The organism is Nocardioides pyridinolyticus (assembly GCF_054653575.1).
In genome coordinates this window covers 38,312-63,263 of the sequence record NZ_BAAIFY010000012.1, presented here as the reverse complement: position 1 = coordinate 63,263, position 24,952 = coordinate 38,312, and the positions used below count along the sequence as shown (strand labels likewise).

Annotated in this window: 21 protein-coding genes; 19 read left to right on the top strand and 2 right to left on the bottom strand. The window is 72.5% G+C overall.

Annotation, left to right across the window (positions count from 1 at the left end):
* Nucleotides 1-2 precede the first annotated feature (2 nt).
* Entirely contained in the window at nt 3-4,601 is a 4,599-nt protein-coding gene (locus ACYQ0U_RS12295; RefSeq protein WP_459973207.1) for an NHL domain-containing protein, read from the bottom strand.
* Between the two features lie 268 nt (nt 4,602-4,869).
* Here ACYQ0U_RS12295 and ACYQ0U_RS12290 point away from each other — a divergent pair, with 268 nt between their 5' ends.
* Nucleotides 4,870-6,294 (top strand): MinD/ParA family ATP-binding protein, encoded by a 1,425-nt coding sequence (locus ACYQ0U_RS12290; RefSeq protein ID WP_459973205.1) that lies wholly within the window; start codon nt 4,870-4,872, stop codon nt 6,292-6,294.
* Between the two features lie 105 nt (nt 6,295-6,399).
* Here ACYQ0U_RS12290 and ACYQ0U_RS12285 read toward each other — a convergent pair whose 3' ends face one another.
* On the bottom strand, nt 6,400-6,804 hold the full coding sequence (locus tag ACYQ0U_RS12285) for a PPOX class F420-dependent oxidoreductase (protein WP_459973203.1): 405 nt from the start codon (nt 6,802-6,804) through the stop codon (nt 6,400-6,402).
* A gap of 55 nt (nt 6,805-6,859) precedes the next feature.
* Between ACYQ0U_RS12285 and ACYQ0U_RS12280 the strand changes: the two genes are divergently transcribed.
* The 18 genes from ACYQ0U_RS12280 to metK all read left to right on the top strand — a co-directional run bounded on the left by ACYQ0U_RS12280 (nt 6,860) and on the right by metK (nt 24,916).
* Nucleotides 6,860-7,876 (top strand): NADPH:quinone reductase, encoded by a 1,017-nt coding sequence (locus ACYQ0U_RS12280; protein ID WP_459973201.1) that lies wholly within the window; start codon nt 6,860-6,862, stop codon nt 7,874-7,876.
* Between the two features lie 189 nt (nt 7,877-8,065).
* A complete protein-coding gene (pyrR, locus tag ACYQ0U_RS12275) occupies nt 8,066-8,623 on the top strand; it encodes a bifunctional pyr operon transcriptional regulator/uracil phosphoribosyltransferase PyrR (RefSeq protein ID WP_459973198.1) in 558 nt (185 codons plus the stop codon).
* Nucleotides 8,620-9,564: an aspartate carbamoyltransferase catalytic subunit gene (locus tag ACYQ0U_RS12270; RefSeq protein ID WP_459973196.1), complete on the top strand. Its 945-nt coding sequence runs from the start codon at nt 8,620-8,622 to the stop codon at nt 9,562-9,564. Before pyrR ends, ACYQ0U_RS12270 begins: the two co-directional genes overlap by 4 nt.
* Complete coding sequence (locus tag ACYQ0U_RS12265; protein ID WP_459973194.1) at nt 9,564-10,844, top strand: dihydroorotase; 1,281 nt, start codon at nt 9,564-9,566, stop codon at nt 10,842-10,844. The genes ACYQ0U_RS12270 and ACYQ0U_RS12265 overlap by 1 nt, the downstream gene beginning before the upstream one ends.
* Nucleotides 10,845-10,925: 81 nt before the next feature.
* Complete coding sequence (locus tag ACYQ0U_RS12260; protein ID WP_459973192.1) at nt 10,926-11,714, top strand: hypothetical protein; 789 nt, start codon at nt 10,926-10,928, stop codon at nt 11,712-11,714.
* The gene (locus tag ACYQ0U_RS12255) at nt 11,711-12,529 is read left to right on the top strand and encodes an alpha/beta hydrolase (RefSeq protein WP_459973190.1); all 819 of its coding nucleotides are present in this window, start codon (nt 11,711-11,713) and stop codon (nt 12,527-12,529) included. Before ACYQ0U_RS12260 ends, ACYQ0U_RS12255 begins: the two co-directional genes overlap by 4 nt.
* 66 nt (nt 12,530-12,595) lie before the next feature.
* Nucleotides 12,596-13,825 (top strand): glutamine-hydrolyzing carbamoyl-phosphate synthase small subunit, encoded by a 1,230-nt coding sequence (gene carA / locus ACYQ0U_RS12250; RefSeq protein ID WP_459973188.1) that lies wholly within the window; start codon nt 12,596-12,598, stop codon nt 13,823-13,825.
* On the top strand, nt 13,825-17,115 hold the full coding sequence (gene carB, locus ACYQ0U_RS12245; RefSeq protein WP_459973186.1) for a carbamoyl-phosphate synthase large subunit: 3,291 nt from the start codon (nt 13,825-13,827) through the stop codon (nt 17,113-17,115). The genes carA and carB overlap by 1 nt, the downstream gene beginning before the upstream one ends.
* Nucleotides 17,112-18,149, top strand: a complete 1,038-nt coding sequence (locus ACYQ0U_RS12240; RefSeq protein ID WP_459973184.1) for a quinone-dependent dihydroorotate dehydrogenase — start codon at nt 17,112-17,114, stop codon at nt 18,147-18,149. Before carB ends, ACYQ0U_RS12240 begins: the two co-directional genes overlap by 4 nt.
* Nucleotides 18,146-18,949, top strand: a complete 804-nt coding sequence (locus tag ACYQ0U_RS12235) for an iron-sulfur cluster-binding protein (protein ID WP_459973183.1) — start codon at nt 18,146-18,148, stop codon at nt 18,947-18,949. Before ACYQ0U_RS12240 ends, ACYQ0U_RS12235 begins: the two co-directional genes overlap by 4 nt.
* A complete protein-coding gene (locus ACYQ0U_RS12230) occupies nt 18,946-19,740 on the top strand; it encodes a tRNA-dihydrouridine synthase (protein WP_459973181.1) in 795 nt (264 codons plus the stop codon). The genes ACYQ0U_RS12235 and ACYQ0U_RS12230 overlap by 4 nt, the downstream gene beginning before the upstream one ends.
* On the top strand, nt 19,737-20,621 hold the full coding sequence (pyrF, locus tag ACYQ0U_RS12225; RefSeq protein ID WP_459973179.1) for an orotidine-5'-phosphate decarboxylase: 885 nt from the start codon (nt 19,737-19,739) through the stop codon (nt 20,619-20,621). Before ACYQ0U_RS12230 ends, pyrF begins: the two co-directional genes overlap by 4 nt.
* The gene (locus tag ACYQ0U_RS12220; protein ID WP_459973177.1) at nt 20,618-21,052 is read left to right on the top strand and encodes a hypothetical protein; all 435 of its coding nucleotides are present in this window, start codon (nt 20,618-20,620) and stop codon (nt 21,050-21,052) included. The genes pyrF and ACYQ0U_RS12220 overlap by 4 nt, the downstream gene beginning before the upstream one ends.
* A gap of 197 nt (nt 21,053-21,249) precedes the next feature.
* A complete protein-coding gene (mihF, locus tag ACYQ0U_RS12215) occupies nt 21,250-21,570 on the top strand; it encodes an integration host factor, actinobacterial type (protein WP_459973175.1) in 321 nt (106 codons plus the stop codon).
* Nucleotides 21,563-22,147, top strand: a complete 585-nt coding sequence (gene gmk / locus ACYQ0U_RS12210) for a guanylate kinase (protein WP_459973173.1) — start codon at nt 21,563-21,565, stop codon at nt 22,145-22,147. Before mihF ends, gmk begins: the two co-directional genes overlap by 8 nt.
* A gap of 10 nt (nt 22,148-22,157) precedes the next feature.
* Nucleotides 22,158-22,481 (top strand): DNA-directed RNA polymerase subunit omega, encoded by a 324-nt coding sequence (rpoZ, locus tag ACYQ0U_RS12205; protein ID WP_459973171.1) that lies wholly within the window; start codon nt 22,158-22,160, stop codon nt 22,479-22,481.
* Between the two features lie 17 nt (nt 22,482-22,498).
* Complete coding sequence (gene coaBC, locus ACYQ0U_RS12200; RefSeq protein ID WP_459973329.1) at nt 22,499-23,716, top strand: bifunctional phosphopantothenoylcysteine decarboxylase/phosphopantothenate--cysteine ligase CoaBC; 1,218 nt, start codon at nt 22,499-22,501, stop codon at nt 23,714-23,716.
* Nucleotides 23,717-23,725: 9 nt separating this feature from the next.
* Entirely contained in the window at nt 23,726-24,916 is a 1,191-nt protein-coding gene (gene metK / locus ACYQ0U_RS12195) for a methionine adenosyltransferase (RefSeq protein WP_459973169.1), read from the top strand.
* The last annotated feature ends 36 nt before the right edge of the window (nt 24,917-24,952 follow it).

The window sequence follows — 24,952 nt, the reverse complement described above, 5'->3', positions numbered from 1 at the left end:
GATCAACTGGCGTTGATCACCCGGATCCGGCGGTTGACCCGGTCGGCGACCCAGAGGTTGCCCGAGGAGTCCAACGCCATGGACGAGGGGCGCTGCCAGGTCGAGAACAGAGGGGCACCGCCGTCGCCGACGTAGCCGAACACGCCACTGCCCGCGAGGGTGTCGATGGCGCCGTCGTGGACGATGCGGATCCGGTTGTTGTTGGACTCGCCGATGTAGAGGTCGCCTGATGGTGCGGCGAAGACGTACATCGGCTTGTGCAGGCCGGCCTCGGTCGCCGGGCCGCCGTCGCCGTCGATGGTGGCGATGCCGGTGCCCGCGAACGTGGTGATGATCTTGTTGGTATCGACCTTGCGCACCCGCTCGTTGTCGAAGTCGGCGATGTAGACGTTGCCGTCCGCGTCGACGTCGACGCCGTAAGGGTTGCTCAGCCGTGCGGAGGTCGCCGGGATGTCGTCGCCGGTGTAGCCGGCGGCGCCGGTCCCGGCGAACGTGGTGATGACGCCGTTGGTGGCGACCCTGCGGATCTTGTGGTTGCCGCGGTCCGCGATGTACATCGACCCGTCGGGGCCGAAGGCCACGTCGTAGGGCGAGCGGAGCCGTGCCGCGGTGGCTTGGCCGCCGTCGCCGGTGCTTCCGGCCGTCCCGGTGCCGGCGACGGTGGAGATGATCCCGGCCGGTGTCACCCTGCGGATCTTGTTGTTGCCGGAGTCGGCGATGTAGAGGTTGCCCGCCGTGTCGAAGGCCAGCCGCACCGGCGTGTTGAGCCGGGCCGCGGTGGCGGGACCGCCGTCGCCGGTGGCACCGGAGACGCCCGTGCCGGCGACCGTGGTGATGGTGCCGTCGGTGTTGATCCGGCGCACCGCGTGAAGCGCCGAGTCGGCGACGTAGACCCGGTTCTGGCTGTCGATCGCCAGGCCGTAGGGCGAGCTGAGCCCACGGGCGACCGACTGGACGCCGTCACCGGCGTAGGTCGTGGTGCCGTTGCCGGCGGAGGTCCACAGCATGTTCCTACCGCAGTTGTACGCGGAGTACGCCGCGGCCCGGTTGAACAGGTTCGTCCCGACCGTGTTCAGCTGCGTGGGCGTGACGCCGTTGAAGAACACGCGGCACGACGGCGCCGTACCCACGGCCATGGCGTCGCCCGCCTGGTAGGCGAACTCGGTGGCGCCACTGCCTGGGACCTCGGAGATGACGTCGGCGGAGGGAGCCGGCGTGGCGAAGCCGATCGCCGCGGCGGCCTTGTTGATGGTCTGGGTCCCGGCGAGGGCGACCGACAGTGGGTGCATCGAGGTGACCATGGACACGGTCGTCCCCGTCACGCTCCCGCCGCCGACTGCAGCCATCCCCATCTCGTCGAGCATCCGGCTGTGGAGCACCATGACCGGACGGTCCAGGTCGCGCAGCCGCGTCCCGAGCCGTGCCTCGACCACGCTCGGGTAGAGGATCACGAAGGAGTAGTCCTGCAGGACGTCTGAGACCTGGACGGTGTTGTCATCGGCATAGGTGATCGAGTAGTTGTCCTCGACGAAGTCGGTGACCTTGTTGTCCGCACCCGTCAGGGCCGCTGGGTTGCCGACGACGGCGAGCACCTTGGTGCCGCCGACCGGCGGGTTGACCGTGGCGCTCGTGGAGCTGGTGGAGGTCAGGGCGCCGGTGTTGTAGGTAGCGGTGCCGGTGAAGCTGTAGCTGGGCTTCGAGCCCACCGACCCCGTCACGAACCGGTCCACGTGGCAGTTGATGAGCTGGTTGGGCCCGACGACCTTCGGCAGCCCGCACTCGGAGGAGACGTCGCCGAACGTCGGGCTGGTGAGGCTGGTGACCGTCGTGGCTCGCTCGAGGTCGAGGTTCATCATCGTGACGTTGAACCGTGCCGTGGTGCCGGGGTACGTGACCTGCGCGGGACCGACCACGGTCCGCAGCCGGAACGTGGTCGCGCTGGCGATCACCTGCACGAGCGAGGTATCGGTGTCGGTGACGGTCGGGCCGCCGGCGTCGGCGGTGGCGGTCACGGTGGAACGGACGTCGCTCGGCGCGGTCCCGCTGATCGTCTCGGTCGCCGTGGTGCAGCTGTACATCTGGCCGGCGGCGAGGGTCTGGGGCAGGGAGCAGGTCCCCGAGCCGTTGAGGTTGCCCATCCTGGCGTCGCTGAGACCGGTGACGGTGAGGGATCGGTCGGCGAACGTGTTCTGCACGCGGATCTCGTTGGCCACCGTGCCGGACGGCGCCAGTACCCAGGCGCGGGTCGGCGCCTTGCGGACCTCGATACCGGGCGCGGGCGTCGGCCAGAAGGCGTTGCGGCCGTGGTTGACCCCGCCGAAGGCGTTGCCGTCGCTGCCGGCGAACAACCCGGCGGGCTCGAGCTCGACGGTCAGCACACCGCGGAACCCACCAGCGTTCGGGACCCAGTTGATCCCCTCGCCGGTGTCGGGGTCGACCGCGGCGATCTGGAACCGCGGCTCGGTCCTCGTCTCGGTCTCGAGGTAGCGGAAGTGGCCGCTGAGGTAGATCGCGTCCCGGTCGGCCGCGACGGCCTCCATCGTGTCGCCGATCTTGTCCGACCACAGTGGCTGGACGTTGGCGCCACCCGGAGCCATCGGGAACGCGTTCAGGGTGTCGCAGGCGGGGTAGTAGATGTGACCGGCGCTGACGACGTAGAACGTCTGGCCGTTCGGGTCGATGTCCACGTCCCGCATGAACCCGATCTTGCCGCTGCGGGCACAGGGTTGGTCGTAGACCTCGGTGCGCCAGTCGGTGACCGTGGCGGACGGTCCGTCGAGGGCGATCTGGGCGACCAGCGGACGGTCGACGCCGGCGATCTTGCGGAAGTTGCCGATGACCATCAGCCGGGTCTCGTCCGGCGACAAGGCCATCGCCCGGAGCCCACCCTCGCTGAAGTCGTTGGTCGGCTCGGTGAGCGGCATGCTGAAGTCGGCAGCAGTGGCGCCGGTGGCAGCGTTGACCGCTACGAGACGGTGGACAAGGCCCCCGTTGAAGTAGTCGAAGTTGCCGCCCACGTAGACCGTGGTGCCGTCGCTACGGACGGCCATGTCCTTGACGTAGGAGTCGGCGGCTGCACTGAAGCCGGGGCGGTTGAGACCCGTAGCGATGTCCAGCTTCGCGATCCGGCTGTGCGCCTGCCCGGCGATGGTGAGGAACTCGCCGCCGACGAAGACCGACTGGGCGTCGGCCGAGGCCTTCACGATGTTGACCTGGCCATCGGGCGCCGGGTTGAAGTCCGAGCGCAGCGCCCCCGTCGTGAGGTCGTACGCCGCCAGGCCGTTCCGCGCGGTCTGGCCGTAGTCGGAGAAGTCGCCGGCTACCAGAAGCGAGCCGCCGCTGCGGACGAGGGCCAGGGCACCGCTGGTGCCGCTGACCGGCGTGCGGGCCAGGCTGCGCGGCGTCTCGTAGTAGGGCACCACAGCCGTGACGGCGTTGGTGTCGATCGCGACCCGGGCGACCACGCCCGGGTTGTCCTTCTCCGGCGTGATCTGGAACGCGCCGCCGATGTAGAGGCCGCCGTTGCCGTCGAGCGTGACCGCGGACAGGCTGCCCGTGATGGCGGTCAGGGTCAGCGACGTCACCGCCCCAGCGCCGGCGAGGCTGACGCCGGCCAGGCGGTTGCGGCTCGATCCACCGACACTGCCGAACGTTCCGGCCAGATAGATCACGTTGCCGGCGTCGTCGAGCTCCATGTCGTTGACCGTGTTGTTCACGTTGACGTTGAGCGATCCCAGCGCCCCCGAGGTGCCGTCCAGGTTGGCCAGCCGCACCCGCGCGGTACCGCCGACGGCGGTGAACGAGCCGGTGATCAGCACCTCGCCGCTGCCGCGGACGACGATGTCGTTGACCCGCTGGTTGGGCGTCCCGACCGCGAAGGTCGCGTGGCGGGTGCCGGTGGTGGCGTCCAGGGCGGCCAGGCGGCGGAACGCCGTGCCGTCGACCTGCGAGAAGTCGCCACCCACGTAGACGAGCGATCCGTCGGCGGACAGGGCGAGGGCGCGCACCGTTCCGCCGGTGATGGTGGCGCCCCAGACCAAGGTGCCGCCGGAGGCGAGCCGTCCCACGCCTCGCGCGGTCTGCCCGGCGATCGTGGTGAAACCCCCGGCGGCGAGCACGTCGCCGTTGCTCGCCGTCGCGAGGTCCAGCACCGCACCGTTCGGCGCTGGATCGAACGAGGTCACCTGGCCGGCCGAGTCGACCTGGGCCAGGTTCGTGCGGGTGACGCCGCCCACGCTCGAGAACGAACCGCCGAGGTACCAGCCGCCGGAGCCGTCGGGAACCGCCACGCTGACCGAGCCGACGACGTCGGGGAATCCGGGCGCGAACGTCTTGTTCGCGGTGTCGACGACGCCGACGGCGCCGCGGGTGACCGGACCGACCCGGGTGAAGTTGCCGCCGATCACCACCGAGCCGCCCACCTGAGCCACCGTGCGAACCTCGCCGTCGATCGCGTGCACCCCCGCGTCCCGAGGTCGCTCCGCCACCACCCCGGGGCGCGCGTCAGGGTCGGCGTGCGCCAGCTCACCGGTGGCGACCACCGTCAAGGCTCCTGTCAGGAGGAGGGTGCATCCGAGGGCGAACCGGAACAGATTCCTCACGACGCCTCCTCGAACCGTCCGGGCGGCATGCGGCATCGGCGGGCTGCGGACCAGCCCAACCAACGCCGACCTCGCCTCGACCGCCCCGCACAGTCGTAGCGACATCGGACCACGCGGGACCGGCTCCGGGGGAAGGGTGCGCTGAACTACCGCATTTGGGTGAGCGGGCCAGGTGCACCAGCCATCCGCGTTTCCGGGTGTGATCTGCGGGAATGAGGGGAACGGGGTGCCTGAGCAGGACGGTCCTGCTTGCCAGAGGGAGGATCCGATGTCGCAGGAGTGGAGCTCGGCCGGCTCGCGACAGGACCACGACGACACGAGCGACCGGCTGTACCAGCCCGTGTCGCAGGAGTGGAGCTCGGCCGGCTCGCGACAGGACCACGACGACACGAGCGACCGGCTGTACCAGCCCGAGGACCTCGCCCAGTACGCCGCCCGGCCCGAGGGCCGCGGGTCCAGCGTGCGCTCGGACCCGCTGTCCGACCCGCTGTCCGACCCGCTGTGCGACCCGCTGTCCGACCCCCTCCCCGGCCAGCAGCCGGCGGCCGCGGAGGCACCCGCGGAGGCGCCCGCGCCGGTCCTGCCGACGGCCCCGATGCCGACCAGCCCGCCGCCGTCGTCCCCGCCCCCAGCGTACCGTCCGCAGGCGCAGGTGCCGGCGGTCCCGGCAGCCGCGACGCCCGTGGTGCCGGAGGCGACCCCGGGGGCGACCCCCGAGGCGACCCCGGAGCTCGGGCAGGAGCCCGAGGTGCGGCGGTTCATGACCGCGACGGACTTCCTCGACCGGCGCGAGGCCGACCAGGGCTACGGTCCGCCGACGTGGGGCTGGCGCGGCGGCGTCCACCGCTGGACCGGCGGCCTGATCACGCCGAAGATGGGCGCGGCCGAGATGGCCTACGAGGACGACCGCCGGATGATCCAGAAGGACTTCGACGGCCCGCGGACCATCGCCTTCATCAACCCCAAGGGCGGCGCCGCGAAGACCACCGGCGTCCTCGCGGCCGGCTACACCTTCGGCACGGTGCGCGGTGGCGGCGTGGTCGCCTGGGACAACAACGAGACCCGCGGCACCCTCGGCATCCGCGGCACCCGCAGTAGCCACCGCAACACCACGCGGGAGCTGCTCGAGGACCTCGACCGGTTCACCGACGTCTACCAGTCGCGGATCGGCGACCTCGGCGCGTTCGTCCGCGCCCAGGGTGACGCCCACTTCGACGTGCTCGCCTCCGACGAGCGGCCCGACGTGACCGGGACGATCCGGGCGCAGGACTTCGACGCCGTGCACAAGCTGCTCGAGCGGTTCTACCGCATCATCCTCATCGACACCGGCAACAACATGCGCGCCGAGAACTGGCTCGCGGCCGCCGGCGCCGCCGACCTCCTGGTCGTCACCTCGACGGTTCGCGAGGACACCGGCTACAGCGGCCTCTGGATGCTCGACGCCCTCCAAGACGCCGGCTACCAGAACCTCAAGTACAAGGCCGTCACGGTCCTCTCCGACCCGTCGGCGCAGGTCGACACCAAGCTGGCCGACGACCTCGTCGACGTGTACCAGCAGCGCACGCGCGGCGTGTACCGCGTGCCCTACGACCCGGCCCTCGTCGCCGGCTCGGTCGTGCCCTACGCCCAGCTGTCGGAGAACACCAAGATGCAGTGGCTCAAGGCGTGCGCCGGGATGGCGGCCGCCCTCTAGGCCCCACGATCCGCTGACCCGTCACGTGTGGCCCCTCTCGGGGAGCCATACGTGGCGGGTCAGTCTCGTCCGGGCGTCGTGTCGGGCGTCGTGTCGGGTGTCGTGTCAGGCCTTCGCGGCGCCCCAGCCGTGCCAGCGCTCGACCCTCATCCACGCGGAGACCCGCGGCGACTCGCGGTCCGGGTAGGCCTCTCCGCCGTAGTGGATGCTCAACCGGTCGATGTCGGCGAGCCCCTCGTCGTCGTACATCTCCTCGACGGCGCCGACGAGCGAGACGTGGGTGTACCAGTCGGACTCGTCGAGCACGGTCAGGCTGACCCTCGGGTCGCGGCGCAGGTGCTGGAGGCGGACCCGCGTGCGGTCCATGTTGAGCAGGATCCGGTCGCCGTCGAGCAGGTACCACGTCGCGACGGTGACCGGCGCGCCGTCGGAGCGCAGCGTCGCCACGACGGCGGGGTTCGGCTTCTCCAGCAGCGCACGGACGTCGTCGGGGAAGGGCAGCTCGGGCATGGATCCTCCTAAGGTCGGGTTACGCCCCTGGTACCCGAAACCCTGAGAGGAAGCCATGCGCGCAGTCGTCTATCGCGAGACCGGCCCGTCGTCCGTCCTGGAGGTCGTCGAACGAGACGTCCCGGAGCCCGGCTCCGGCGAGGTCCGGGTCCGGCTGGTCCGCGCGGGCGTGAACCCGACGGACTGGAAGTTCCGTGCCGGCATGATGACCGGGTACGACGAGGTGGTGCCCGGCCAGGACGGTGCGGGTGTCGTGGACGCAGTCGGTGCCGGGGTCACCGGCTTCGCGCCGGGTGACCGGGTGTGGCTGGTGCTCGCGCAGCACGGCCGTGCCTTCGGCACAGCGGCGGAGTACACGGTCCAGCCCGTGGCGAACGTCGTGCCGCTGCCCGACAACGCGGACTTCGACCTCGGCGCGTCGGTCGGGGTGCCGGCGGTGACCGCGCACCGGGCGCTCACCGCCCACGAGTTCGGCCCGGCGCGGCTCGGGCCGAGCGCGCTGGAGGGCCGGGTCGTGCTGGTGGCCGGGGGAGCGGGTGCGGTCGGCAACGCCGCGATCCAGCTCGCCCGCTGGTCCGGCGCCACGGTGGTCACCACCGTCAGCAGCGAGGAGAAGGCCGAGCTGGCCCGGCGGGCCGGCGCCCACCACGTCGTGAACTACCGCGAGCAGGACGCCGCCGCGGCGATCAGGGAGATCGCCCCCGACGGCGTCGACATCGCGGTCGAGGTCGCCCCGGCGCAGAACGTCGCCCTCGACCTGGAGGTCGTGAAGGTGCACGGCCTGGTCAGCATCTACGCCAACAACGGCGGCGACGAACTGACCATGCCGTTGCGGGCGGCCTTCGGGAAGAACCTCCGCTTCCAGTTCCTCATCCTCTACACGCTCGACGGCGGCCTCGTCCGCGCGGCGGTCGAGGACGTCAGTGCCGCGATCGCCGCCGGCGCCCTGCGGGTGGGCGAGGACGCCGGCGTACCCCTGCACCACTTCCCGCTCGAGCAGACCGCCGCCGCCCACGACGCGGTGGAGGGCGGGGCGATCGGCAAGGTCCTCCTCGACGTCGAGTCGGCGTGAATTCACTCCCTGCTCACGCCGAGTCGGCGCCAGTTACCGGTAACTGGCGCCGACTCGGCGTTTCGTCCAGCCACCGAGAAAACCGCCGAGCCGGTCCTGGGGAGCGGCCGGTCGCGGGGTAGGGTGACCACCGGAACCGACATCCTTTAACGAGCCGTCCCGTGAGGCGGAGAAGGAGGTCCGAGGCTCTTGCCTGCGCACCCTGACGAACACGCTCGCGTCGTCCTCGACGAGCGCGACATCTCCCGGGCCCTGACCCGCATCTCCCACGAGATCCTCGAGCGCAACAAGGGCGGCGCGGATCTCGTCCTCCTCGGCATCCCGAGCCGCGGCGTGCCGCTGGCCAAGCGGATCGCCGAGCGCATCGCCGCCGTCGAGGGGTACGACGTGCCGGTCGGCTCGCTCGACGTCACGATGTACCGCGACGACCTGCGGATGAAGCCGGCCCGCGCGCTGCTGCCGACCGAGATCCCGCCTGGCGGGATCGACGACCGCACGGTCGTCCTCGTCGACGACGTGCTGTTCTCGGGCCGCACCATCCGCGCGGCGCTGGACGCCCTCAACGACATCGGCCGGCCCAAGGCGGTGCGCCTGGCGGTCCTGGTCGACCGCGGCCACCGCGAGCTGCCGATCCGCGCCGACTTCGTCGGCAAGAACCTCCCGACCTCGCTGGTCGAGCGGGTCAAGGTCACCCTGGCCGCCGTCGACGAGGTCGACGCCGTGACCATCCAGGGGGTGAGCGCATGAAGCGTCACCTCCTCAGCGCCGGCGACCTGAGCCGCGACGACGCCGAGCTGGTCCTGCGGACCGCCGCCGAGCTCCGCGAGCTCGCCGACCGGCCGATCAAGAAGCTGCCCGCGCTGCGCGGCCGCACCGTGGTGAACCTCTTCTTCGAGGACTCCACCCGCACGCGCATCTCGTTCGAGGCCGCGGCCAAGCGGCTCAGCGCGGACGTCATCAACTTCGCCGCGAAGGGCTCGAGCCTCTCCAAGGGCGAGAGCCTCAAGGACACAGCGCTCACGCTCGAGGCGATGGGCGCCGACGCGGTCGTCGTCCGGCACGGCGCCAGCGGCGCCCCGCACCGGCTCGCGCACTCCGGCTGGGTCCGCTCCAGCGTGGTCAACGCCGGCGACGGCACCCACGAGCACCCGACCCAGGCGCTGCTCGACGCGTTCACGATGACCCGCCACCTCAGCCCCGGGAGCAAGCCCAGCCTCGACGGCCGCCGGATCGCGATCGTCGGCGACGTGCTGCACAGCCGGGTCGCCCGGTCCAACGCGCTGCTGCTGCACACGCTCGGCGCCGAGGTCACCCTGGTCGCCCCGCCGACGCTGCTGCCGGTCGGCATCGACACCTGGCCGGTCGAGACGTCCTACGACCTCGACGCGGTCATCCCGAAGGCCGACGCGGTGATGATGCTGCGCGTCCAGGCCGAGCGGATGAACGGCGGGTTCTTCCCGACCGCGCGCGAGTACTCCCGCCGCTACGGGCTCGACGGCCGCCGGATGGCCACGCTCCAGGACCACACGATCGTCATGCACCCGGGGCCGATGGTCCGCGGCATGGAGATCACCGCGGACGTGGCCGACAGCCAGCGGTCCGTGATCGTCGAGCAGGTCACCAACGGCGTCGCCGTGCGGATGGCCGTCCTGTACCTCCTCCTCGGTGGAAACGAGAGCGACACCTGATGACGACCTACCTGATCAAGAACGTCTCCGTCCTCGGGGGTACGCCGACGGACCTGCTGCTGAAGGACGGCGTGATCCACGCCGGGGCCGACGAGGCGGGCGCCGAGGTGATCGACGCCAGCGGCCTGATCGCGCTGCCCGGCCTGGTCGACCTGCACACCCACCTGCGCGAGCCCGGCCGGGAGGACGCCGAGACGGTCGAGACCGGCACCCGGGCGGCCGCGATGGGCGGCTTCACCGCGGTGCACGCGATGGCCAACACCGAGCCGGTGGCCGACACCGCGGGCGTCGTCGAGCAGGTCTGGCGGCTGGGCCGCGAGGCCGGCTACTGCGACGTGTTCCCGGTCGGCGCGGTCACGGTCGGCCTCCAGGGCGAACGGCTCGCCGAGCTCGGCGCGATGGCCGACTCCGCGGCCCGGGTCCGGGTGTTCTCCGACGACGGCAAGTGCGTGAGCGACGCGGTGCTGATGCGCCGGGCGCTGGAGTACGTCAAGGCGTTCGACGGCGTCGTCGCCCAGCACGCCCAGGAGCCGCGGCTGACCGAGGCCGCGCAGATGAACGAGGGCGAGCTGTCCGGCCGCCTCGGGCTGGCCGGCTGGCCGGCGGTCGCCGAGGAGGCGATCATCGCCCGCGACGTCCTGCTCGCCGAGCACGTCGGGTCCCGCCTGCACGTCTGCCACCTCAGCACCGCCGGGTCGGTCGACATCGTGCGGTGGGCCAAGAGCAAGGGCGTCGACGTCACCGCCGAGGCCTGCCCGCACCACCTGCTGCTCACCGACGAGCTCGCCGCCACCTACGACCCGATCTACAAGGTCAACCCGCCGCTGCGCACGGCCGCCGACGTCGAGGCGGTCAAGGCCGGCCTGGCCGACGGCACCATCGACATCGTCGCCACCGACCACGCGCCGCACCCGCACGAGGACAAGGACTGCGAGTGGGCGGCCGCCGCGTTCGGCATGCTCGGCCTCGAGACCGCGCTCTCGATCGTGCAGCAGACCATGGTCGACACCGGCCTGCTTGACTGGGCGGCGGTCGCCGAGCGGATGTCCTACGCCCCGGCGCGGATCGGCCGGATCTCCGACCAGCACGGCCGCCCGGTCGAGGCCGGTGAGCCCGCCAACGTCGTGCTCTACGACCCTGCCGCGCGCCGCACGGTCGACCCGGTGGAGTCCGCGAGCCTGAGCCGCAACACGCCGTACGCCGGCATGGAGCTGCCGGGCCGCGTGGTCGCGACGTTCCTCCGCGGCAAGGCGACCGTGCTCGACGGCAAGCTCGCCTGACGGCGCAGCGGCGTACCCCCGATGGGGGAGAACCGCCCCGTCGGAAGGTCGGCGCCGGACCGCGCCCCTAGCGTGCGCACCATGGGCTCGCAGGTGCGGTGGCTCGGCGTGCGCGGCTTGGCGCTGGTGGGCTGCGCCGTGCTCATCGGCGCGGTGCTGAACTGGCCCTCGGTCCCGCTGACCCGGTGGCGCTACGCGAGCGGCCAGACGATCTACCCCTGGTGGACCTGGCTGCTCGTCGCCGCCGTCGCTGCGGCCGGTGCGGTCCTGGTCGTGGCCCCTGACGGTCCGGCCGGCCGGAGGTGGCGCAGCGGTGCCGCAGGCGTCGCACTGGTCGCCGCGGCGCAGCTGACCGGCACCGGAGCCGTCGCCGCGCGGCACTGGAAGCCGGCGCAGGGAATGGGCGGCTATCCCGGGGAGACCCGGGTCCTCCAGGCCCTGGCGGTGCTGCTGGCCGCGACCGCGTTGGTCGCGGTGGGGGTGGCGGTGGCCCAGCTGGTCCTCGACCGGGTGATCGGTCGGAAGGCCCCGCGGGCACGGTCCGTGCTGCTGGTGGCGGGCGTGGCGGTCACCTCGTTGCTCCCCCTCCTGATGCTGGACGGCCACGAGCGCGCGGTCACCACCTGGGGAGCGGTCGGGCTGCTCTACGCGGGGCCCTGGGGACTCGCGATCGTCGCGTCGGCCTGGCTGGAGTGGGTCCCGGCGACGGTCGTCCTGGCCGCGGTCGCCGGTTGTGCCTCGCTGGCCTCGGTCGGCCCGCACATGTCGGACCTGCTCCTGGCCGACGATGCGCGGCTGGCGACGGTCGCCCTCCTGGCGGGTCTGCTCGCCCTGGGCGTCGGGCGGACCGGCCGGAGCCACGATCCGTGAGCCCTCGCCTCAGCCGGCGTCGGCTCCTGGCCGGGACCGCCGGAGTCGCGGCCGCCGGCGTCGCCGGCGCCGTCGGGTGGGAGGCGATGCCCTGGTCGGTGCGTCGCGGGCTCGGCCTGCTGCCTGACCCGTACATCCCGGACGCCGCCGAGGGCCGGGTGCGGCTGGAGAGCGTCACCTCCGCGGCGATGGGGACCCGCCTCGCCCTGTTCAGCTCCGTTCCTGCCGGGTACGGCGACGGTGCGGGCCTCCCGGTGGTGGTGGTGCTGCACGGCGCCAGCGCGTCGGTGTCGGACTTCCGGGACTTCGGTCTGCCCCGGTTCGTGACCGCTGCGGTGGACGGAGGGGCGGAGCCGTTCGTGCTGGCCGGGACCGACGACGGTCCCTCGGGGTGGGTGCCGGTTGCGGGGTCGGACCCGTTCGCCATGCTGCGCGAGGAGCTGCCGCGGTGGTTGGCCGATCGTGGGTACGACGCCACCCGGTGCGCGCTCTGGGGCTGGTCGCGCGGCGGGTACGGCGCGCTCCGGTTCTCCCTCCAGCACCCGGAGTGGGCTCGCGCGGTCGCGCTCTTCAGCCCGGCCGTGTCGTCGACGGACCCGGCGCTGACCGACCTCTCCGCGCTGGAACGACTCCGGCTCGGGGTGTGGTGCGGGACCGACGACAGCTTCTACGACGACGTCCGCGCGGTCGTCGAGCGGCTGCCCGCCGCCCCGGAACCCGTGACGTACGCGGAGGGCGGCCACACCCGGGTGTTCTGGAACGACCACACCGTGGACGCACTCGGGTGGCTGGGCTCGTGCCTGGAGGGTCGCTGATAGGCTCGGGCCCAGCTTCGACATCCTTTAACGATCCGTCCCGTGAGGCGGAGAAGGAGGTAGGGCGTGCCCCTGCATGCCACCAGCAGGCCCGCGATCCTCGTCCTCGAGGACGGCCGCACCTTCCACGGCGAGTCGTACGGCGCCGAGGGGGAGACCTTCGGCGAGGCGGTCTTCAACACCGGCATGACCGGCTACCAGGAGACCCTCACCGACCCGTCGTACCACCGCCAGGTCGTCGTGATGACCGCGCCGCACGTCGGCAACACCGGCATCAACGACGAGGACCCCGAGAGCCGGAAGATCTGGGTCGCGGGCTACGTCGTCCGTGACCCCGCCCGGCGGGCGTCGAGCTGGCGGAGCAACCGCAGCCTCGACGACGAGCTGCGCGAGCAGGGCGTCGTCGGCATCTCCGGCATCGACACCCGCGCGCTCACCCGCCACCTCCGCGAGCGCGGCGCGATGCGCGTCGGCATCTCCACGACCGAGACCGACCCGTCCGCGCTGCTGGACCGGGTGAAGGCCGCCGGCGAGATGTCCGGCACCGAGCTCGCCTCGGAGGTCTCCACCCCGGAGGCGTACGTCGTGCCCGCGGTCGGCGAGAAGCGGCTCACCGTCGCTGCGCTCGACCTCGGCATCAAGTCGATGACCCCGCACCGGATGGCCGAGCGCGGCATCGAGGTGCACGTGCTGCCCGCCACCGCGAGCCTGGACGAGATCCGGGCGGTCTCGCCGGACGGGCTGTTCTACTCCAACGGCCCCGGCGACCCGGCCGCGACCACCCACCAGATCGAGGTGCTCCAGGGCGCGCTGGGCGAGGGGATCCCGTACTTCGGCATCTGCTTCGGCAACCAGCTGTTCGGCCGGGCGCTCGGGTTCGGCACCTACAAGCTCAAGTACGGCCACCGCGGCATCAACCAGCCGGTGATGGACCGCACGACCGGCAAGGTCGAGGTCACCGCCCACAACCATGGGTTCGCGGTCGACGCGCCGCTCGAGGGCAGCACCACCACGCCGTACGGCGAGGCCAGCGTGAGCCACGTGTGCCTCAACGACGACGTGGTCGAGGGCCTCGAGCTCCGCGACGAGGACGGCAGGCTCACGGGCTTCTCGGTGCAGTACCACCCCGAGGCCGCCGCCGGCCCGCACGACGCGGCCTATCTCTTCGACCGGTTCGTGGACCTGATGTCCGGTGACCATCCGACGCAATTGCGCGGGAAGCGCACCGAGTCGACCGCTGAACCTGCGCAACCGACGCAATTGCGCCAGACCGACACCGCAGGAGAGGACGCCTGATGCCGAAGCGCGATGACATCAAGTCCGTGATGGTGATCGGCTCCGGGCCGATCATCATCGGCCAGGCCTGCGAGTTCGACTACTCGGGCACGCAGGCCTGCCGGGTGCTCAAGGCCGAGGGCCTGCGGGTGATCCTGGTGAACTCCAACCCGGCGACGATCATGACCGACCCGGAGTTCGCCGACGCGACCTACGTCGAGCCGATCACGCCCGACTTCGTCGAGAAGGTGATCGCCCAGGAGCGGCCCGACGCGCTGCTGCCGACGCTGGGCGGCCAGACCGCGCTCAACGCCGCCATCGCGCTGCACGAGCGCGGGGTGCTGGAGAAGTACGGCGTCGAGATGATCGGCGCCTCCTTCGACGCGATCCACCGCGGCGAGAACCGCGAGCTGTTCAACGCGATCGTGCACAAGGTCGGCGGCGAGGTCGCCAAGAGCTTCGTCTGCCACACGCTCGAGGACTGCGAGAAGGCCGTGGCCGAGCTCGGCTACCCGGTCGTCGTCCGCCCGTCGTTCACCATGGGCGGCACCGGCTCCGGCATCGCCTACGACGAGGGCGACCTCGCGCGCATCGCCGGCGCCGGCCTGGCCGCCAGCCCGACCACCGAGGTGCTGATCGAGGAGTCGATCATCGGGTGGAAGGAGTACGAGCTGGAGGTGATGCGCGACCAGGCCGACAACGTCGTCATCGTCTGCTCGATCGAGAACCTGGACCCGATGGGCGTGCACACCGGCGACTCGATCACGGTCGCGCCGGCCATGACGCTCACCGACCGCGAGTACCAGCACCTGCGCGACCTGGCCATCGGCATCATCCGCGAGGTCGGCGTCGACACCGGCGGCTGCAACATCCAGTACGCCGTCAACCCGGCCGACGGCCGGGTCATCGTGATCGAGATGAACCCCCGGGTCTCCCGCTCCAGCGCGCTGGCGTCGAAGGCGACCGGCTTCCCGATCGCCAAGATCGCGGCCAAGGTCGCGATCGGCTATACCCTCGACGAGATCCCGAACGACATCACCCAGGAGACCCCGGCCTCCTTCGAGCCGACGCTCGACTACGTGGTCGTGAAGGTGCCGCGCTTCGCGTTCGAGAAGTTCCCGGGCGCCGACCCGACGCTGACGACCCACATGAAGTCGGTGGGCGAGGCGATGGCCATCGGCCGCAACTTCACCGAGGCGCTCCAGAAGGCGCTGCGCTCGCTGGAGAGCAAGGACGCGCTCTTCGACTGGCACCAGGAGTGGGTCGACCTCGACAAGGCCGGGCTCCTGGAGGAGATCCGCACCCCGCACGACGGCCGCCTGAAGAAGGTCATGGACGCGATCCGCGCCGGCGCGACGCCCGAGGAGATCTTCGACGCGACCGGCATCGACCCGTGGTTCGTCGACCAGCTGATGCTGATCAACGAGGTCGCGGCCGCGGTGACCGCGGCGCCCGAGCTGACCCCGGAGCTGCTGCGCAGGGCCAAGCGGCACGGCTTCTCCGACGTGCAGATCGGCAAGATCCGCGGCATGACCGCCGACGTCGTCCGCGGCGTGCGGCACGCCCTCGGCATCCGCCCGGTCTACAAGACCGTCGACACGTGCGCGGCCGAGTTCGCGGCGGCCACGCCGTACCACTACTCCTCCTACGACGAGGAGACCGAGGTCGCCCCGCGCGAGAAGCCGGCCGTGATCATCCTGGGCTCCGGGCCGAACCGGATCGGCCAGGGCATCGAGTTCGACTACTCGTGCGTGCACGCCTCGCTCACCCTGTCCGAGGCCGGCTACGAGACGATCATGGTCAACTGCAACCCGGAGACGGTGTCGACCGACTACGACACCTCCGACCGCCTCTACTTCGAGCCGCTGACGCTCGAGGACGTGCTCGAGATCGTGCACGCCGAGGAGCAGGCCGGCCCGGTCGCGGGCGTGATCTGCTCGCTGGGCGGGCAGACGCCGCTCGGGCTCGCCCAGGGCCTCAAGGACAACGGCGTGACCGTCGTCGGCACCTCGCCCGAGGCGATCCACCTCGCCGAGGAGCGCGGCGCGTTCGGCGCCGTGCTCGCCGACGCCGGCCTGCCGGCACCGAAGTACGGCATGGCGACCAGCTACCCGGACGCGCAGCGGATCGCGGCCGAGATCGGCTACCCGGTGATGGTGCGCCCGTCGTACGTCCTGGGCGGGCGCGGCATGCAGATCGTGTACGACGACGCCGCGCTCGAGGACTACATCGCGCGCTCGACCGAGATCGGGCCGTCCCACCCGGTGCTGGTCGACCGGTTCATCGACGACGCGGTCGAGATCGACGTGGACGCGCTGTACGACGGCGAGGAGCTCTTCCTCGGCGGCGTGATGGAGCACATCGAGGAGGCCGGCATCCACTCCGGCGACTCGTCGTGCGCGCTGCCGCCGATCACGCTCGGCGCGGCCGAGATCGCCCGGATCCGGGCGGCGACCGAGTCGATCGCCCGCGGCGTCGGCGTGCGCGGGCTGCTCAACATCCAGTTCGCGCTCGGCTCCGACGTGCTCTACGTGCTCGAGGCGAACCCGCGCGCCAGCCGGACCGTGCCGTTCGTGTCCAAGGCGACCGCGACCCCGCTGGCCAAGGCGGCCGCCCGGGTCATGCTGGGGGAGTCGATCGCCTCGCTGCGGGCCGGCGGCCTGCTGCCCGCGACCGGCGACGGCGGCGACCTGCCGGCCGACCAGCCGATCGCGGTCAAGGAGGCCGTGATGCCGTTCAACCGGTTCCGCACGCCGGACGGCAAGCAGGTCGACACGGTGCTCGGTCCGGAGATGAAGTCCACCGGTGAGGTGATGGGCTTCGACGGCGACTTCGGCACCGCCTTCGCGAAGGCGCAGGCCGGTGCGTTCGGCCCGCTCCCGACCAGCGGCCGGGTGTTCGTGAGCATGGCGAACCGCGACAAGCGCCACATGGTCTTCCCGATCAAGGTGCTCGCCGAGCTCGGCTTCGAGATCCTCGCGACCCAGGGCACCGCCGAGGTGCTGCGCCGCAACGGAGTGCAGGCCGCGGTCGTGCGCAAGCAGTACGAGGGCGCCGGCCCGGACGGCGAGCCGACCACCGTGCAGATGATCCTGGACGGCGAGATCGACCTGGTGATCAACACCCCGAACGGGTCGGCCAGCGGGTCCTCCAGCCGAGCGGACGGCTACGAGATCCGCACGGCCGCGGTGATGGCGAACATCCCGTGCATCACCACGGTGCAGGGGCTGGGGGCCGCCGTGCAGGGCATCGAGGCGATCCGGCGCGAGGAGATCGGCGTGCGGTCCCTGCAGGACTGGGCCCGCCGTTGATCTACCGCGCGCTCTTCGACCACGTCCTCACGCGGACCGACCCGGAGCGGGCGCACCACGGCGCGTTCCGGGCGATCCGGGCCGCGCGACCGGCGGCGGCGCTGCTGCCACCTCTCGGCAGGGCGCCGGGGACGCCGGTGCGCGCCCTCGGGCTGACCTTCCCCAACGTGCTGGGCCTGGCGGCCGGGTTCGACAAGAACGCGGTCGGCATCGACGGTCTCGGGGCGCTCGGGTTCGGCCACGTGGAGATCGGGACGGTCACCGGCGAGGCGCAGCCGGGCAACCCGCAGCCGCGGCTGTTCCGGCTCCCCGACGACCGCGCGGTCATCAACCGGATGGGCTTCAACAACGACGGGGCGGAGGTCGTCGCCGCCCGGCTGGCCGCCCGCGGCCGCCGCCCTGCCGGACCCGGGGGACGCCCGGTGCTCGGCGTGAACATCGGCAAGAGCAAGGTCGTGCCGGAGGAGGAGGCGGTCCGCGACTACGAGAAGTCCGCGCGGCTGCTGGCGCCGCACGCCGACTATCTCGTGGTCAACGTCAGCTCGCCGAACACGCCCGGCCTGCGCAACCTCCAGGCGGTCGAGAAGCTCGAGCCGATCCTCACCTCGGTCCAGCGGATCGCCGAGCTGGACGACCGGCGGGTGCCGCTTCTGGTGAAGATCGCGCCCGACCTGGCCGACGACGACGTGCTGGGCGTGGCGGACCTGGCGCTGGCGGTCGGCCTCGACGGCATCATCGCCACCAACACCACGATCTCCCGCGCCGGACTCCGGACCCCGGCCGCGCAGGTCGAGGAGATCGGTGCCGGCGGCGTGTCCGGCCGGCCGCTGACCGAGCGGTCCCTCGGCGTACTGCGTCTCCTGCGGCAGCGCGTCGGGCCCGACCTCACGCTGATCGGCGTCGGGGGCATCACCACGGCCGCGGACGCGCGGGCCAGTCTCGACGCCGGCGCGACCCTGCTCCAGGGCTACACCGCATTCGTCTACGAGGGCCCGCTCTGGCCGCGCCGGACCGTGAGGGGCGTGCAGGGATGACCCTGCACGTCACCGGGGAGCTGCTCGACTCCAAGCGGGTCGGCGCCTACCAGCACCTGACGCTGGTGGCCCCCGGTGTGCCGGAGCGATTCCGCCCCGGCAACCACCTCGCGGTCACGCTCGCCGACTCCGCGCGGCTGGCCCGCCGCTCGTACTGGATCCACAAGGTCCGCACCGTCGGCGGCTACGGCGCCGCCGTCCAGCTGGTCGTCGAGCCGACCGGTCCGGGCGGCGCCTGGCTGGCCGGGATCAAGCCGGGCGCGAAGCTCCCCGTCACCGGCCCGCTCGGGCGGCCGTTCGCGCTGCCCAAGGAGCCGGTCTCCTGCGTGCTCGTGGGGGAGGACTGGTCGGCCGCGCCGCTGTTCCCGCTCGCCGAGCGGCTCCGCGAGCGCAATTGCGCGGTCACGCTGGTCGTCGCCGGGCGCGACGAGGCGCACCTGCTGTCCGCGCTCGAGGCCCGGCGCTCCGCCCGCGCGGTCACGGTCGTCACCGCCGACGGCTCCGTCGGCATCAAGGGCCGGCCCGCCGACGTCATCGAGGAGACGCTGCGCCGGGCCGAGGCCGAGGTCGTGTACGCCGCCGGCCCGGCCGACACGCTCCACTCCGTCGCCCAGGCCGCCGAGGACCACGGCGCCTGGAGCCAGACCGCCCTGGCCCTGCCTCAGCCGTGCGCGACCGGGCTCTGCCACGGCTGCCCGCTGCCGGTCGTCGGCGAGGACGGCATCGCCCGCACCGTGCGCGCCTGCACCGAGGGGCCGGTCGTCCGCGGCGACCGGGTGCGCTGGGGTGAGCTCGCATGAGCACCCTCGCCGGCCTGACCCTCGCCAGCCCCGTGCTCGTCGCCGCGGGCTGCGGCGGCACCGGCCGCGAGCTGGAGCCCTGGGTGTCGCTCGACGCGCTCGGCGGCTTCGTCACCCGCTCGGTCACGCTCGACGCCCGTCCGGGCGCGGTCGCGCCTCGCGTGGGCGAGACGCCGTCCGGGTTGCTGCACGCCGAGGGCCCGAGCCCCGGCCTGGAGCCGTTCCTCGCCACCGAGCTGCCCTGGCTGGCCCGCTCCGGAACCCGCGTGATCGTCTCCCTCGCCGGCCGCAGCCTGGGGGAGTACGCCGAGCTGGCGCGTCGCGTCGGCCGCGCGCCGGGCCTCGCCGCGATCGAGGTGGCCGTCTCCGGTGAGCCGTTCCAGGCCGCCAGCGTCGTCTCCGCGATTCAGCGCGACCTCCCGCGCGGCCTGCCCGTGCTCGCCAAGCTGCGCCCCGACCTGCTGCGCGTGGTCGAGACGGCGCGCGCCGTACTCGATGCCGGGGCGGCGGCCCTCGTCGTCGCCGACGCCCTCCCCGCCGCGCTGCCCGACGGGCGCCCGGCCGGGCTGTCCGGTCCCGCGATCCGCCCGGTCGCCCTGCGCTGCGTGACCGAGGTCCGCGCCGCGCTGCCCGAGGCCGAGGTCGTGGGCAGCGGTGGCATCGCCACCGTCGAGGACGCCCGGTCCTTCCTCGACGCCGGCGCCGTCGCCGTCCAGGTCGGCACCGCCCAGCTCCACGACCCCACCACCGCCGCCCGCCTGGCGGCCGCACTCACCCAGGAGCCCGCATGACACCTCACCCCACGGAACCGCACCGGAGCGGCGCTCCGCGCGGGAGCGGTGCGCTTCCGCGGGGACCCCGGACGAGCTTCGGAGCCCGCCTGCACGCCGCGATCGCCGACCGCGGCCCCCTGTGCGTCGGCATCGACCCGCACGCCGCGCTGCTGCGCGACTGGGGGGTCGGCGACGACCTCCGCGGGCTCGAGCGCTTCTGCCTGACCGCGGTCGAGGCGGTCGCTCCGGTGGCCTCGGTCGTGAAGCCGCAGTCGGCGTTCTTCGAGCGCTTCGGCAGCGGCGGGATCGCGGTCCTCGAGCGGGTGGTCGCGCAGTCCCGCGCTGCGGGGGTGCTCGTGCTGCTCGACGTCAAGCGCGGCGACATCGGCTCCACCAGCCAGGCCTACGCCGACGCCTACCTCGACCCGGCGTCGCCCCTGGCCGCCGACGCGATCACGGTCAGCCCGTTCCTCGGCTTCGGCGCGCTCGACCCGTTCGTGGAGACCGCCCGCCGCCACGACGCGGGACTGTTCGTGCTCGCGCTGACCTCCAACAAGGAGGGCCCGGAGGTCCAGCACGCCCACGCGGCCGAGGGCGGCACCGTCGCGGGCGTCATGCTCGACCACCTGCGCAGGCTGAACGCCGACGCGTCGCCGCTGGGCTCGTTCGGGGCGGTCGTCGGGGCGACCATCGGGGCCACGGACGAGGACCTGGCCTTCAACGGCCCGGTCCTGGCGCCCGGGTTCGGCGCGCAGGGCGGCACGATCCACGACATCCGCCGGCTCTTCGGCTCCGCGGCCGCCGTCCTCCCGAGCTCCTCGCGCGACATCCTGCGTCACCAGGACCCGGCGCGGATGCGCCAGGCCGTGGTCGACATGAACGCCGAGATGCGCGCGTGAGGACCGCGCTGGCCGCGGCCCTGGTCGTCCCCCTGCTCGTCGCGTGCGGTGGGTCGGAGCAGGACGCCTACTGCGAGACCGTCAAGGACCACCAGCAGGAGCTCTCGGACATCGTCGGCAGCGGTGAGCCGGACGCGCTCCTGCGGGCCCTGGCCGTCTTCGAGGAGCTCCAGGACGACGCCCCCGGCGACATCTCCGACGAGTGGCAGCAGGTCGTCGGCCGGATCGAGGCGCTGCGCGACGCGCTCGATGACGCCGACGTCGACCCGGCGACCTACGACCGCGACGACCCGCCCGCGGACCTCTCCGACGAGGAGAGGGCCGCGATCGACGCCGCGGCCGAGCAGCTCGGCAGCGGCACCACGGTGCGCGCCCTCCAGGACCTCGACCAGCACGCCCGGGACGTGTGCCGGACGCCCCTGACCCTGTGAGGCCCGGCCGGCGGTGCGTCAGCCACCGATTGCCGAGCCGAAACGGTGGCTGACGCACCGCCGGCCCGCGACGCAACGACCCCTCGATTCCACGTCACGACCCTCGATTGCTGGCCCCCACGGGTTCTGACTAGATTGACCTCCCACCCGGCCGGGCGAGCAGCGCCCCGGCGACACCCGGAAGCAAGGACCAGCACGTGGCTCTGCCCCCGCTCACCCCCGAACAGCGCCAGGCGGCCCTCGAGAAGGCCGCCGCCTCCCGGCGGGAGCGGGCCGAGGTGAAGAACCGGCTGAAGAACTCCGGTGCGTCGATCTCGGACGTCCTCGCGGAGGGCCAGGAGAACGAGGTCATCGGCAAGATGCGGGTCGTGGACCTGCTCCAGTCGATGCCGGGCCTGGGCAAGGTCCGCGCCCGCCAGCTGATGGAGAAGCTCGGCATCGCCGAGAGCCGCCGCGTCCGCGGGCTCGGCGCCAAGCAGGTCGCCGCGCTCGAGAAGGAGTTCGCCGCGCGTGACTGACGCGCAGCACGAACGCCGTTCCCGTCTCGTCGTCCTCGCCGGGCCCACCGCGGTCGGCAAGGGCACCGTCGCCGCCGAGGTGCGCCGGACCCATCCCGAGGTCTGGATCTCGGTCTCCGCGACCACCCGCGAGCCGCGCCCCGGCGAGGAGAACGGCGTCCACTACTGGTTCGTCTCCGACGAGGAGTTCGACACCATGGTCGCCGAGGGCAACCTGCTGGAGTGGGCCGTGGTCCACCGGGCCGCCCGGTACGGCACGCCGCGCCAGCCGGTCGACCTCGCCCTCGCCTCGGGCCGTCCCGCGATGCTCGAGATCGACCTCCAGGGCGCCCGGCAGGTGCGCGAGACCATGCCCGAGGCGCTGTTCGTCTTCCTCAAGCCGCCGTCGTGGGAGGAGCTGGTACGCCGCCTGGTCGGCCGCGGCACCGAGTCGGAGGAGGAGCGGGAGCGCAGACTCCTCACCGCGCGGGAGGAGCTGGCCGCCGAGGCCGAGTTCGACGTCACCATCGTCAACCACGAAGTTCATGCGGCAGCCGAGGAGTTGGTAGCCTTGATGACATCCCCAACAGATCTGTGAGGCAAGTGCTGTGTCCGGACCCACCATCGCCGCTGAGGGCGTGACCAACCCCTCGATCGACGACCTGCTGACGAAGACCGACAGCAAGTACAAGCTGGTCCTCTACAGCGCCAAGCGCGCCCGGCAGATCAACGCGTACTACTCCCAGCTCGGCGAGGGCCTGCTGGAGTACGTCGGCCCGCTGGTCGACACCCACGTCCAGGAGAAGCCGCTCTCGATCGCGCTCCGCGAGATCAACGACGACCTGCTCACCTGCGAGGACATCGACCCGGCCGAGCTCGCCGCCGAGGAGGCCGCCGCGCAGGCCGCCGCCGCCGACGCGGGCGACGCCTGAGCGACGGGGCCACCCCCCTGACCAGGGTCGTCCTCGGGGTCTCCGGCGGCATCGCGGCGTACAAGGCCTGCGAGCTGCTCCGCCAGTTCACCGAGTCCGGCCACGACGTGACCGTCGTGCCGACCGCCGCGGCGCTGGAGTTCGTCGGCGCCCCGACCTGGTCGGCGCTCTCCGGCAAGCCGGTGGCCACCGACGTGTGGAGCAACGTCCACGAGGTGCCGCACGTCCGGATCGGCCAGGCGGCCGACCTGGTCGTGGTCGCCCCGGCGACCGCCGACGTGCTGGCCAAGGCCGCGCACGGCCTGGCCGACGACCTGCTCACCAACACCCTGCTGACCGCCCGCTGCCCGGTCGTCTTCGCCCCGGCGATGCACACCGAGATGTGGGAGCACCCCGCCACCCAGGCGAACGTCGCCACGCTGCGCGAGCGCGGGTGCCTGGTCATCGAGCCGGCCGAGGGCCGGCTCACCGGCAAGGACACCGGCAAGGGCCGCCTGCCCGAGCCGGTGGAGATCTTCGACGCCTGCCGCGAGGTGCTCGCCCGCGGCACGACCGGTGAGCTCGACCTCGCCGGCCGCCACGTCGTGGTCTCCGCGGGCGGCACCCGCGAGTACCTCGACCCGGTCCGCTTCCTCGGCAACCGCTCCTCGGGCCTCCAGGGCTACGCCCTGGCCCGGGCGGCCGCCGCCCGGGGCGCCGAGGTCACGCTGGTGGCCGCCAACGTCGCGCTGCCCGACCCGGCCGGCGTGAAGGTCGTGCGCGTGGAGACGACCGGCCAGCTGCGCGACGCGGTCGTCACCGCGGCCGCGGTCGCCGACGCGGTGGTCATGGCCGCGGCGCCGGCGGACTTCCGGCCCACCGACCCGAGCGGCACCAAGATCAAGAAGGCCGCCGACGGCTCCGCGCCGCCGATCACGCTGGTCCAGAACCCCGACATCCTCCACGAGATCAGCACCCAGCGGGCCCGGGAGGGCCAGGTGATCGTGGGCTTCGCGGCGGAGACGGGCGACGACACCGGCACGGTGCTCGACCTGGCCCGCGCCAAGCTCGCCCGCAAGGGCTGCGACCTGCTGGTCGTCAACGACGTCAGCGGGGGAGCGGTGTTCGGCAGTCCCGAGAACGAGGCCGTCATCCTGGCGGCGGACGGCGCGGCCGTCGAGGTCCCGCGCGGCTCGAAGGGCGCTCTCGCGCATGTCATCTGGGACGAAGTAACCCGACGACTTCTCTCTGGTTAGGGTGTGCGCATGACCGGACGCCTGTTCACCTCGGAGTCTGTGACCGAGGGTCACCCCGACAAGATCGCCGACCAGATCAGCGACTCGGTGCTCGACGCCATGCTCGAGCAGGACCCGCACAGCCGGGTCGCGGTCGAGACGCTGCTCACGACCGGCCTCGTCGTGGTCGCCGGCGAGGTGACGACCAGCGGCTACGTCGACATCAAGCAGAAGGTCCGTGACCGGATCCTCGCGATCGGCTACGACTCCTCCGTCAAGGGCTTCGACGGCCACTCCTGCGGCGTCATGGTCGCGATCGGCGGCCAGTCCGGCGACATCGCGCAGGGCGTCGACACCGGCCACGAGAGCCGCACCGGCTCCGTGGACGCCATGGACAAGCAGGGCGCGGGCGACCAGGGCCTGATGTTCGGCTACGCCTGCGACGACACCGACGTGCTCATGCCGCTCCCGATCGTGATCGCCCAGCGCCTGGCCGAGCAGCTCACCGCCGTGCGCAAGGACGGCACGCTGCCCTACCTGCGCCCGGACGGGAAGACCCAGGTCACCATCGAGTACGACGAGGACAACCGCCCCGTGCGCGTCGACACCGTCGTCCTCTCCTCCCAGCACGACGACGACACCGAGCTCGACACCCTCGAGGCCGACGTGAAGAAGCACGTCATCGACCCGGTGCTGGCCACCTTCGACCTGCCGTCGGAGGGCTACCGGCTGCTCGTGAACCCGACCGGCCGCTTCGTGGTCGGCGGGCCCATGGGCGACGCCGGCCTCACCGGCCGCAAGATCATCGTCGACACCTACGGCGGCATGGCCCGCCACGGCGGCGGTGCGTTCTCGGGCAAGGACCCGTCGAAGGTCGACCGCTCGGCGGCGTACGCGATGCGCTGGGTGGCCAAGAACGTCGTCGCCGCCGGCCTGGCGCGGCGCTGCGAGGTCCAGGTCGCCTACGCGATCGGCAAGGCGCAGCCCGTCGGCGTCTTCGTGGAGACCTTCGGCACCGGCACCGTCCCGGACGAGCAGATCCAGCAGGCCGTGCTCGAGGTCTTCGACCTGCGCCCGGCCGCGATCATCCGCGACCTCGACCTGCTGCGCCCGATCTACGCCAAGACCGCGGCGTACGGCCACTTCGGCCGCGAGCTCCCGGAGTTCACCTGGGAGCGCACCGACCGCGCGGACGCGCTGAAGGCGGCCGCCGGGGCGTGAGTCCCTGCGGTCACCCGGGCGTCGGCGGCCGCTGGT

What these genes read in the sequence shown, in the direction of transcription:
- ACYQ0U_RS12230 (WP_459973181.1), top strand. Translation starts at nt 18,946, where the DNA reads ATGAGCACCCTCGCCGGCCTGACCCTCGCCAGCCCCGTGCTCGTCGCC.
- ACYQ0U_RS12265 (WP_459973194.1), top strand. Translation starts at nt 9,564, where the DNA reads ATGACGACCTACCTGATCAAGAACGTCTCCGTCCTCGGGGGTACGCCG.
- carB (WP_459973186.1), top strand. Translation starts at nt 13,825, where the DNA reads ATGCCGAAGCGCGATGACATCAAGTCCGTGATGGTGATCGGCTCCGGG.
- ACYQ0U_RS12290 (WP_459973205.1), top strand. Translation starts at nt 4,870, where the DNA reads ATGTCGCAGGAGTGGAGCTCGGCCGGCTCGCGACAGGACCACGACGAC.
- ACYQ0U_RS12260 (WP_459973192.1), top strand. Translation starts at nt 10,926, where the DNA reads ATGGGCTCGCAGGTGCGGTGGCTCGGCGTGCGCGGCTTGGCGCTGGTG.
- pyrF (WP_459973179.1), top strand. Translation starts at nt 19,737, where the DNA reads ATGACACCTCACCCCACGGAACCGCACCGGAGCGGCGCTCCGCGCGGG.
- ACYQ0U_RS12270 (WP_459973196.1), top strand. Translation starts at nt 8,620, where the DNA reads ATGAAGCGTCACCTCCTCAGCGCCGGCGACCTGAGCCGCGACGACGCC.
- ACYQ0U_RS12235 (WP_459973183.1), top strand. Translation starts at nt 18,146, where the DNA reads ATGACCCTGCACGTCACCGGGGAGCTGCTCGACTCCAAGCGGGTCGGC.
- metK (WP_459973169.1), top strand. Translation starts at nt 23,726, where the DNA reads ATGACCGGACGCCTGTTCACCTCGGAGTCTGTGACCGAGGGTCACCCC.
- ACYQ0U_RS12285 (WP_459973203.1), bottom strand. Translation starts at nt 6,804, where the DNA reads ATGCCCGAGCTGCCCTTCCCCGACGACGTCCGTGCGCTGCTGGAGAAG.
- ACYQ0U_RS12280 (WP_459973201.1), top strand. Translation starts at nt 6,860, where the DNA reads ATGCGCGCAGTCGTCTATCGCGAGACCGGCCCGTCGTCCGTCCTGGAG.